The organism is Halorubrum sodomense (assembly GCF_900111935.1).
Lineage (GTDB): Archaea > Halobacteriota > Halobacteria > Halobacteriales > Haloferacaceae > Halorubrum > Halorubrum sodomense.
The window spans coordinates 949,999-959,573 of record NZ_FOYN01000001.1 but is presented as its reverse complement, the minus strand read 5'-3'; the positions used below and the strand labels follow the sequence as shown (position 1 = coordinate 959,573).

The 9,575-nt window shown below is 64.3% G+C and carries 14 protein-coding genes; 13 read left to right on the top strand and 1 reads right to left on the bottom strand.

Going from position 1 to position 9,575, the window contains the following annotated elements; translation table 11 throughout:
• Nucleotides 1-476: tetratricopeptide repeat protein (locus BM286_RS15125; protein ID WP_143103853.1), on the top strand; the 476-nt coding region annotated here is incomplete at its 5' end.
• 23 nt (nucleotides 477-499) lie between these two features.
• Here BM286_RS15125 and BM286_RS05005 read toward each other — a convergent pair.
• Nucleotides 500-766: a hypothetical protein gene (locus BM286_RS05005; RefSeq protein ID WP_092920461.1), complete on the bottom strand. Its 267-nt coding sequence runs from the start codon at nucleotides 764-766 to the stop codon at nucleotides 500-502.
• Between the two features lie 361 nt (nucleotides 767-1,127).
• On the opposite strand from BM286_RS05005, the gene BM286_RS05000 reads away from it, so the two are divergent.
• The 12 genes from BM286_RS05000 to BM286_RS04950 all read left to right on the top strand — a co-directional run bounded on the left by BM286_RS05000 (nucleotide 1,128) and on the right by BM286_RS04950 (nucleotide 8,834).
• On the top strand, nucleotides 1,128-1,649 hold the full coding sequence (locus BM286_RS05000; protein WP_174548989.1) for a hypothetical protein: 522 nt from the start codon (nucleotides 1,128-1,130) through the stop codon (nucleotides 1,647-1,649).
• Between the two features lies 1 nt (nucleotide 1,650).
• Nucleotides 1,651-2,121: a hypothetical protein gene (locus BM286_RS04995; protein WP_092920460.1), complete on the top strand. Its 471-nt coding sequence runs from the start codon at nucleotides 1,651-1,653 to the stop codon at nucleotides 2,119-2,121.
• Nucleotides 2,122-2,157: 36 nt separating this feature from the next.
• Nucleotides 2,158-2,607, top strand: a complete 450-nt coding sequence (locus tag BM286_RS04990; protein WP_092920459.1) for a hypothetical protein — start codon at nucleotides 2,158-2,160, stop codon at nucleotides 2,605-2,607.
• A gap of 2 nt (nucleotides 2,608-2,609) precedes the next feature.
• The gene (locus BM286_RS04985; RefSeq protein WP_092920502.1) at nucleotides 2,610-3,095 is read left to right on the top strand and encodes a hypothetical protein; all 486 of its coding nucleotides are present in this window, start codon (nucleotides 2,610-2,612) and stop codon (nucleotides 3,093-3,095) included.
• 2 nt (nucleotides 3,096-3,097) lie between these two features.
• Entirely contained in the window at nucleotides 3,098-3,376 is a 279-nt protein-coding gene (locus BM286_RS04980; RefSeq protein ID WP_092920458.1) for a hypothetical protein, read from the top strand.
• Nucleotides 3,377-3,435: 59 nt separating this feature from the next.
• Nucleotides 3,436-3,813, top strand: coding sequence for a hypothetical protein (locus BM286_RS04975; RefSeq protein WP_241988391.1), 378 nt, complete (start codon nucleotides 3,436-3,438; stop codon nucleotides 3,811-3,813).
• Nucleotides 3,813-4,127, top strand: a complete 315-nt coding sequence (locus BM286_RS04970; protein WP_143103852.1) for a hypothetical protein — start codon at nucleotides 3,813-3,815, stop codon at nucleotides 4,125-4,127. The genes BM286_RS04975 and BM286_RS04970 overlap by 1 nt, the downstream gene beginning before the upstream one ends.
• The gene (locus tag BM286_RS04965) at nucleotides 4,124-4,549 is read left to right on the top strand and encodes a hypothetical protein (RefSeq protein ID WP_092920455.1); all 426 of its coding nucleotides are present in this window, start codon (nucleotides 4,124-4,126) and stop codon (nucleotides 4,547-4,549) included. The genes BM286_RS04970 and BM286_RS04965 overlap by 4 nt, the downstream gene beginning before the upstream one ends.
• A 53-nt stretch (nucleotides 4,550-4,602) precedes the next feature.
• Entirely contained in the window at nucleotides 4,603-4,779 is a 177-nt protein-coding gene (locus BM286_RS15470; RefSeq protein WP_167603313.1) for a hypothetical protein, read from the top strand.
• A 98-nt stretch (nucleotides 4,780-4,877) separates the two neighbouring features.
• On the top strand, nucleotides 4,878-6,617 hold the full coding sequence (locus tag BM286_RS04960; RefSeq protein WP_245779326.1) for a hypothetical protein: 1,740 nt from the start codon (nucleotides 4,878-4,880) through the stop codon (nucleotides 6,615-6,617).
• A 40-nt stretch (nucleotides 6,618-6,657) separates the two neighbouring features.
• A complete protein-coding gene (locus tag BM286_RS04955; RefSeq protein ID WP_245779325.1) occupies nucleotides 6,658-7,428 on the top strand; it encodes a hypothetical protein in 771 nt (256 codons plus the stop codon).
• The gene (locus tag BM286_RS04950; protein WP_092920452.1) at nucleotides 7,425-8,834 is read left to right on the top strand and encodes a hypothetical protein; all 1,410 of its coding nucleotides are present in this window, start codon (nucleotides 7,425-7,427) and stop codon (nucleotides 8,832-8,834) included. The genes BM286_RS04955 and BM286_RS04950 overlap by 4 nt, the downstream gene beginning before the upstream one ends.
• Nucleotides 8,835-9,575 lie beyond the last annotated feature (741 nt).

Sequence of the window (9,575 nt, the reverse complement as noted above, 5' to 3'; positions counted from 1 at the left end):
ACGAGGGTGCTGCCGAAGACTTCTCAAAAGCCATCGAACGCGGCCGAGACGACGCCGAGATCTACTTTAAGCGGGGAACTGCGAGGGCAGAATCAGGTAATTTCGGTGCGGCAATTGAGGATTTCGAACAGGTGTTATCTATACGTCCAAAAGATGATAACGCTCTCCGAGCGTCTGTAGAATCAAAAATTGTACAAGGGAGCGTAGATTCCGCATTTGAAGATGCGCAAGAGGCATACCGATTTGCCGAGTCAAGTGACGATCGCGCAGTAAGTCTGCTGCTACTACTCATTACAAAAGTAATTCTTGAATTACCAAGAGAAGAGGAACAAGATTATCGAACCATCTGTGAGGAAAAGTTCGATGCCGGATGGGATCTGGGAGTACTTGATTCATGGCTCGATCGTGTCGACCTCACCGAAAAAAAGCGGGAGCGAATTACTGAGTTACTTGATCTATACCGAAAAAATCAATAGTAGATTTTGCCCCTCGACTTGTATTAGTCCGCCTGCGACACGCCCCGCCCAACACCGAGATCGAGCGCTCTCTTCGCGGCGAGCCGCTCGACGACCTCGCACTGCGCTAGCTCCGGGAGGTTGCCTCCCTCCTCGGGGATCCGGACCACGTAGGTCCGCCGCCCGAGCCGATCGACATCGAGATGCTGTTCGTCCGGGAGCTCGCCCTCATCTAAGAGGTCGTCCTTTTCGAGGTCGTCGCGCGGGATCGTCACGACACCCGATCCGCCGTGGTTCTGTAGCTTCTGCATAGCAGCGCCGTACTGTCTGGGTCTCTTAAAGGTACCTCTGACATTGACGAGAGGTTACTTTGTCCCATTTGAGACGAGGGTTCAACGGAGGGGGACATTACAGCCGGTCTATCGGCCGGAATTGGCCGATAGACAGCGATGGACAACATAACTGAGAGAATCCGAGGTGGTCGGCAACCGTGAGCGACGGCCCTCGCGGGCTGGCGGTCAGCGACCGGTTCGCCGAGTACCTCGAACGGTTCCGGGTGCGGTATCCGTTCGATGTCGAATTGGCAGAGAAGTACGGTGTGTCCGCCGGAAATGGACATTTTCGAAATCCAATGACACAGACTCGCAGTAGCGGCGGCTACGGAGGTAGCGCATGAATATCAAGAAGACGGGACTCGCGGCGCTACTGGCGCTCGCAGTCCTCACGTCGATGGCAGTCCCGGCGATGGCACAGTCGGGCACGGAGCTCGCGGACAAGTCCGTCACGGTCGACGGCGACACCGAGAGCGTCTACCTCGAGGTCACCAACTCCTCGGGTGACGCGCTCAACTACACGGTCTACGGCATCTCGGACGGTCTCTCGACGCAGGTCGACTCTGGGACCATTTCCGCAACGGCGAACGACACCGTTCGCCAGGAGTTCGCAGTCAACGCGACCGAATACAGCTCCTACCGCGTCGTCGTTACCGAGGACGCGAGCGACACGGACAGCGAATCGGCTGAGAACATCGAGATCGGGACGACGGTCAACCAGACGAGCGGCGGCGGTGGCGTCTTCGCCGGCGTTGGTGGCGGGCTGTTCAGCCTGCGAAACGGCCTGATCGCGGTCGTCATCGGTGGGGGCGCCTACGTCCTCGGCTTCCTCGACCCGGTCAAGAATCGGCTCGAGGGGTAGCATGGCGACGCTAGACCTCGGAAGCGGCGGCGGCGTGGACACCCTCAACGGCATCGCGACGTACCTCTCCAATGGAGGGACGGCGGCGAGAGTCCTCACAGCGTCGCTTCTCGGGCTCATCTCGTCGCCGTTCATCGCGGTCATCGACATCATCAACGCAATCAGGACGTTCGCGACGGCGCCGTTCGAGGGCGCTGGTCAGTCGATCGCCGCGCTGTTCGATGGGCTTCTGACCGCGCCGGCAGGGTTGATCGAGGCCGGCGCGCGCATCAGTGAGAACTCGATAGCGGCGGTGTTCGGCCAGACGCTTGCCGGCATCCTCGCGCTGCCGCTCACAGTCGCGCTCGCGCTTGGCAGCCTGCTACTGCTCGCGCGATTCCTGAACGAGGAGGAGACCGGGAACCTGTTCCCGGGACTCCCGTTCGACGTCCCGGTGATCGGGGCTGATGAAGAGGAGGTCGAAGACGAATGACCTCCGTGTCGCCGCGGAGTCGGGAGGTGAGAGCCGGTGAGTAGCTCCGGCGACGGCCTCCTGGCGTTTATCAACGGCGACACGTCAGGCGGGATCCCAATCGTGAACGTCGCGAACCCGGTGGATTGGGGCCGACTCGGCCAGACGATCGGGACGTCGATTCTCGCGACCGTGGTGGTGGGGGTAACGAACATCGTTGACGCCATCACGGACGCTATCGACCGGATATTCGGCGGACTCGCGGCGTTCATCGCAGGGAGCTATCAGCCGACGAACAGCACCGGCATCGGGTTCGAGTACGCACGTGGACTGCTCGACGTGACGATCGGCGCCGTCGGTGGCGCCTACACGTCCGCGTTTCAGTTCAGTTCCGCTCAGTTTGGGATCCTCGCGCTCCCGGTCAACGTCGGCATCGTGCTCGGGAGCGTCTACGTCCTCTCGGTCGGCGGACAGAAGATCGCCTCGAGAGCTACAGGAGGTGGGTGACCGTGTCGCAAGCATCGACCTCGTCTGGAGGGAGCGATGACGGCTACACCCTTCCCGAGACGCTTCAGCGATTGTCGAAGTCGCCGCAGGGGTTCATCCTCGGAGCGATTCTCGCACCGCTGATTCGGGGCCTCGAGAACATCGTTCTCAGGCTCCTCGAGACGCTCACGTTCGTCTTTCAGGGCTCGGCACCCGGCCTGATAGGGACGTACGGTCTCGCCGATATCCCGCTGTACATCGGGACGCAACTCGTCAACGTTGGCTCGATAATCGGGGGATCGGCCGCTGGTGGGACCGGGATCCTCGGTCTCATCAATCGACTCGTCGAGGCGGGCCTGGCGTTCGCGACGGCCGGCGGGCCGTTGGCGCCGATCATCGTCGCCGGCGAGCTCGTCGTTGTGGTCTACGTCATCGTCGTGGTCGCACGGAGGATAATCCTCGTCATCGCGGACGCGGTGCCGGGGCTCGCGGGGGTGCTCGGAACGTAACCATGTCACAACTCAAAAGCCCGGCAGCGATAGTAAGCGGCCTGTTCGCGACCGTCGCGGCGGTGTTCAACGTCCCGTTCGTCGACGGACTCGCGTTGTGGCTGTGGGGGAACGTCAACCAGTTGTTCCTCATCTCATCTATCGGTGTCACGGTCAGCGAAAAGCTCGCGATCCCGGAGAAGTGGGCGACGCAGGCGCTCCTTTTGACGGGCGTCATCCTGCTCGCGAAGCTTGTCCTGGACGCTGGAGACGACCTCGAAGATTCACTCGACGATTCATGAAACACACTCACGGAACGACGATCGACGATCGAACAGTGCGGCGAACGGAGGGAGCGTAGATGCCTGCGATGAGTATCGAGGCGATTCTCGGCTGGATAGTTATCGCGGGGTTCGCGTACGTTCTCGGGGAGTACACCGACCTCTTCGCGTACGTCTTCATGTACCCGAAGAAGGCGGGCCGGAAGCTCCGCGGGGCAGCGACGACCGACCGAGTCCTCGGCGCCGGCGGGCTCGTCGGCGGGCTGTGGTTCGGGCCGGCGGTCTGGGAGATCGGGGCGACAGCGCTGTCCGGGTTTATCGGCGGTGCGACCGGCGTGGTCGCGCTCGACGCGCTGGGGTTCCAACTGACTGGCGGGGAGCTGGCGGCGATCGGCGTCGTCGCGGTTCTCGCCTGGGCGGGCGCCTCGACGCTCGCCACGGAGGAGGATGACGACTGATGTCGATTCCGCGCCTCAGTAGTCCGTCGGCCCTGCTACCGTCCGGACTCGTGAAGAACTGGCTGTCGCAGGTCGGCCTCGGACTGATGGGTGTTTCCGCCGCCGGACAATCGCTGTCGGCAGCGTATCAGGCGACCGCGATGGGGAAGGGAGCGGCGCTTCTCCTGGTCGCCGCGAGTCTGGTCGCCTTTTACCACGCGTTTCTGATCGCGTGGAAGATGGACTCGCCCGCTGAGCCGGCGACTAGAACGCCGAGTCCGGTGACTGTCGCGGACGGCGGCAGCACTGAGAACAGCAGCGAGGTGAGCGAATGAAACTCTCCACTCGTCGGACGATTCGGCAGTGGTTCCTCGACGCGCCGCGAGGCGCGGCTCTCGCGCTCTACGCTGGGGCCGCAGGAGTGACCGCGCTTGGCTTCTTCGCCGACGCCAACAGCGTCGTCCTCGCCGGTATTCTCACCGGAGTGTCGCTGTTCTACCTGCGAGACGAGGCCCTTCCGGCCGACGCATGTCCCAATTGTAACTCGCGGGTGGACGTGATGTCGCAGCGCTACTGCTCGACCTGTGGGGAGCGCCTCGACGAACTCGAAGCGGCGCCGCCGATCGACGATCGCGTCGACGAGCGGTTCCGGCCGGTTGGCCTCGAGGAGCTCGAACGCCAGGCGAATTGCGACCGGCAGCCGAAGTCGGTGGTCGCGGACGGAGGTGACCAGGACCACGACGAGGTGAGCGCATGAGCAGCCTATTCCCACCGCTACGGGGTGTACACCTGGCGGGGTGGGCGATGTGTATGCTGCTCGCACTCGGTCTGATACTCATCACAGCCGGCGGTGGGTTTGAGAAAACGCTCACTACCGGGTACGCCGGGTTCATGCTCGGCTACTGCCTGATATGGGCGTTCTTGCGGTTCCGGTACGAATCCATCGAGTTCCGGACCGCAGTCGACGTCGTTGAGGGGGAGCGATGAGGCGCGGCTGGGTCGTCATGGCCGCCGCGTTTCTCGTCGCGAGTGCGCTCGTGCCGGCCGCTGCCGCCGTGGGTACTCAGACGGACGCTACGGCGGCCGTGGAGGCTCCAGGACCCGCGCAAACCGGCGCGAACGCGACGTGGGAACAGCCGGGGCCGTTCGACATCGAGGAGCTGCGGCGCAGCGGGACGCGCCCACCGAGCACCGCCGAGGCCGTGACGATCAAATCCGAGCGAAGTCTCGGGACAGGCGGCGCGTTCGTCAAATATCAGACGCTGTCGCTCATCAACTCGCAGCCGAAGCCGCTGACGCCGTCGACGCGGGTGAGCACGAACACACTCACGTTCGAGACGAGCGCGTACGTCGACGCTGTGGGCGAGTACGAGGTCGTCCTCGTCTATTGGAACGAGGCGACGACGACCGGACCGAGCGGCCGACAGCGGACGTACGCGGCGAATCAGGAGATACAGCGTGTTAACATCAACGTCCAGAAAGGCCGCGACGCGTCGCAGATCGCGCTTCACCCGCACTTTGACGAGACCAAACAGGTCACGATGTGGCTCGAGCGCGACGGCGAGCTCGTCGAGGGAGCGCGCTGGCGGTTCGAGCACCAGAGCAACCCGCTCGCGCAGTCGCCGGCGTTTAGCGTCGATTCGGAGGGCGACCTGTTCCGATGGGCCGGTGTCATTATCCTCCTGCCCGCGTTGATCTCGCTGTTCGTTAGCCGGCAGGTCGCGGACCACGTGTTCAACCGGATCGTCATCGGCGCACAGAAGAGCCTCGGGTTCTGGGTCATCCTCTCCGGGGTGATATTCATCGGGACCGCCGGGTTCGCGACGTTCGCGACCGCCGCGGTGCTGTCGAACGCGCCGTTCGTCGTCGGGCTCGTCGTCGGTCTCATCGGGCTTATCCTGATGCTGGGGCTCCGTGACGCTGACGCCGAGAAAGCGGGGTTCTTCAAGCGGCGCCTCGACGACGACGCGATCACGCCGACCGGCGACGAGGCGGCCTCGAGCCGGCTCGTTCCGAACCGAATCAAGACCGTGGTCAGTCGTGGCGGGACGCTCTATGCGCCCGCGAAGGGCATCCTGCCGATGATCGCCCGGTACTGGGCCGACCCGGCAGCCGTGCCTCGAAGCGACCTCACGACCGTCGACGAGGGCGACGCCGACTCCGACCTCGACCGGATGTACGAGGTGGACCCGACCAGCGACGAGGTACTTACGCACTCGCCGGCGACCCTCTCGTTCGCGCCGTCGCTGACCGTGGACGTCGACGAGTCGGAGCTGACGGAGCCGCCGGAGGGTGACGGCATCGGCGCGCTCCCCGGCGCGATTGAAGCGAGCCTGTCGAACCTCTCGAAGCGGCTCAACTGGTCGTTCCTCGCCGTCGCCGTCGGCGGCGGCGTGATGGGGTACTTGGGCGGCATGGCGATCTTCGGCGCGCAGCTGGTCGGCGTCGCGATCGCGGCCGTCCCGCTACTCATCGCCGGGACCGTGGCCGTCGACGGTCACATGGCCGTCGAGCCGGCGCCGTACCACTACTCGGACGTTCGCGCGACCGTCGCGACCGAGCGGCAGGAGTACGTCGCCCGGCGGACGTTCGAGGACCTCCACAAGCAGATTCAGGACATGGACTGGCAGGCACTCGACCGCGCTCAGTCCACGGTTCAGACCCTGCGAAAGGAGATGGCCGAGAAGATGGACGACATGTTCGGCACGGACATGGCCGACGACGTCGACGCGTCGTCGGGGTCGGACTCGGACGACGGCGACGGTGACTCGGCGGCGCCGTGGGACTTCGACAACGATGTCGAATCGGGGGTGGCGGACGATTAGCTCCGCGAGTTCCCCGGACCCGCTCGGGTCGATCATCTCGATGGCTCGAGAAGACGACGCGCGGAGCGCGGAGAAGGCACACGTCCCCGCGCTCCCGACGCTCCGAGCCCAGCAACGCGACATGCGGTCGCGACTCCGAGCGGGGTTCCGCACTCGACACGAGCTGCTCGTGTGGTCGCACGTCGCGGCCGCGATCTCGGTCGGACGCGTCCCTGACAGCTGGTTCTCCGACCTCATAAACGACCAGTGGACCGTCGCGGCGTGTCTCGACTCGCACGCGAAGCGGGAGCGGCTGTGTGGCGACACGGCGCCGTCGCCGTCCGAGGCGCGGACTGAGCGGACGCGCATCATTCAGGACGTGCTCTCGCCGGCGTTTCAGAAGGCGGTCGACGTCATCCGCGCGCAGTCGAACGACTTCACCGACGAACAGGACGGCGTGCGACACGTGGACCGCCAGCGGTTCATCGCGATGCGGCCGCGGCTCCACCAGCGCGTCGTCGACCAGCACCAGGCGCTGCGAGAGCCGTTCGGCGAGAGCGGAGTACAATCGCAGGCGGACGCGGTCGAGTGGGCGGACGAGGTCGCGTACGCGGCCTCGGGACACCTCCCGCGCGACTTCACGTCGCGGGTCTGTAACCCGATGAGTCAATGGTGGACCGCCCTCGCGAACGAGCAGACGACGGTACTCGACTCGATGCTCGCCGAGGATGTCCTCCCCGCGTGGAACAGTGCGCTCCGCACGGCCTCCTCGAACGCCGAGGAGCTGGCGAGCGGGACGGTCGAATCCTCCTCAGGAGGGAACCTATCGTGAGTAACTCAACCAACATTCCGGATGGCATCCCGGTGACCTCCACCGACTCGATGCTCGACGTCGTCCAGGACCCGGAGTACCTGTACGAGTGGCTATCTGGCCTCGAGGCGTCGAACATCGAGAAGACGCGAGAGGTCAAAAACGACAGACGGCGGCATAGCATCGGTGAGAACCTCGTTCGGCACATGGAAATGACGCCGTTCCCGAAGCTCCTCGACCGGTTGGAGCGGACGGCGGACCCCGTCGAAGGGACGCCGCCACACAGCGCGATCCGGCACCCGCGAGCCATGCTCGACGCGATTATCCACACGTCGGATATGGACGGGTTCCGGCTCGACTTCGAGGACTTCAGCGGCCTCTGCGACGCCCGCAAAGGGGTGTTCGAGTACCTGGTCGACCCGGACACGTCCGTCGACGACAGCGACCTCGAGACGACCGGCGGCTCGGACGCGTTGATCCACGGGCCGATGGGGCGCGGGAAGACCACGAGCGTCTCGACGTTCATCGCGCGGTGGATGGAAGTCAACGGCGAGGCGGTCGTGTGGCGCGGGACGCCGCAGCGGACCGAGTGGCTCCCATTCGCGCCGTGGGCTATCGTCTGCCTGCCGGAGGGCGTCGAGTACACCGTCCGACTCGCGCCGCCAGAAGACGGGTCTGGCTCCGTCGAGTCCGACTTCGAGCCGATCGAAGTCGACCTCGAGGACATCGTCTGGCGGGTAGAGCGCTACGAGGACCTAGACGACCTGAACAACAACGTCCTCATGTCGGGAGCCTTTCACGTCGTCTATCCAGACCCGAAGTTCCGGGGGTGCGAGCGGATCACTCAGGAGGCGTCGGAGTGTCCGGCCCTCGAGTACACGAGCGTCTGGGAAGCCGACCGGGCCCGACACGACCCCGAGCTCGACGAGAAGGAGACGACGCCGACGAGCCACTGGTGGTTCAGCTGGCTTGTTCATCACAACGTCAACGAGAAGCGCTCGATGCGGACGACGTGGGTCTGCGACGAGGCGAGCAACCTGTTCAAACATCACGCATCGAACGATAACGGAGGTCTCTCGACGAAAATCGACGCCGTCAGTCAGCAGTACGTCGACTTCCGCCGGAACGGGCTGTCGTTCGTGCTGCTGACCCAGAAGCCGAGGGAGATCTCCTGGATGATCCGCAAGAAGATGCGCTGGGGAGTCACCCTCTCCGGCACCGACAATCCCACCGGTAGCGACGAGATCATCGGCGTTCGGCCGCCGATGAACACGGAAATGACCTCGGACTGGAAGCTCGGTCGCGGCCTGTTCTGGACGTCGGGTCAGTACACCGAGTTCGGCTGGGACGATCTCCCTCGTCGATACAAGGTTCCGGGGAAGCTCCGGATCATCTCGCCGGAAGTTCGGAGGGTGAGCGCCAAATGAAACTAGATTCAATCACTCCGCGAAATCGAGGCGAACCGGCCGGCAGGCGACACTACGCGCTCGCGCGTACGCCTACCCCCCTTATCCCCACGCGATGGAGGTCGGCATGAATATCGGCGAGATGCTCGACGACGAGCAACTGAAAGTAGTTGGACTCATCGGCGTCGTCGTGCTCGCAGCGGCGGCCGCGCCGATGCTGCTCGCACCGTCGGACGAACCCGAAGTCGAACCGAACAACGGCACGATCACGACGCCGGAAACGGATCCGATCCAGGAAGTCAACACGGTCGATCGCGACACGCTCGGGACGCTGAACGTAGTTCCGAGGTCGCACACCGACGATAGTGGGCCGACTGTTCAAGCGTCGGCCGGCGCGCAAACGATGCGCGTCGAAGCGACGACCGTCAACGGCGAGCCCGCGCTGAACCTCACCGACGAGCGGACGCACGAGGGTCGCTGGGTGTCGGTTCCGACCCAGTGGTTCAAACAGGCGTACGGCGAGGTGCCGGAGGTCGCGAGAGTCGCCCACGAGGACGGCGGAACCTACACTGAGACGGTTCGCGTTCGCGGCGAATCCGCCGCGTTCTGGGTGCGCGGCTTCTCGACGAATACGATCACGTTCGGCGGCGAGCTCGTGATTCGTGACACGCCGGCGATCGACGGGACGCGTCACTCCTACCAGCTCTCGTCGATGGACCAGGTCGAGAACGTCTCGATCAATTTGACGGGCGTAGAGAACAC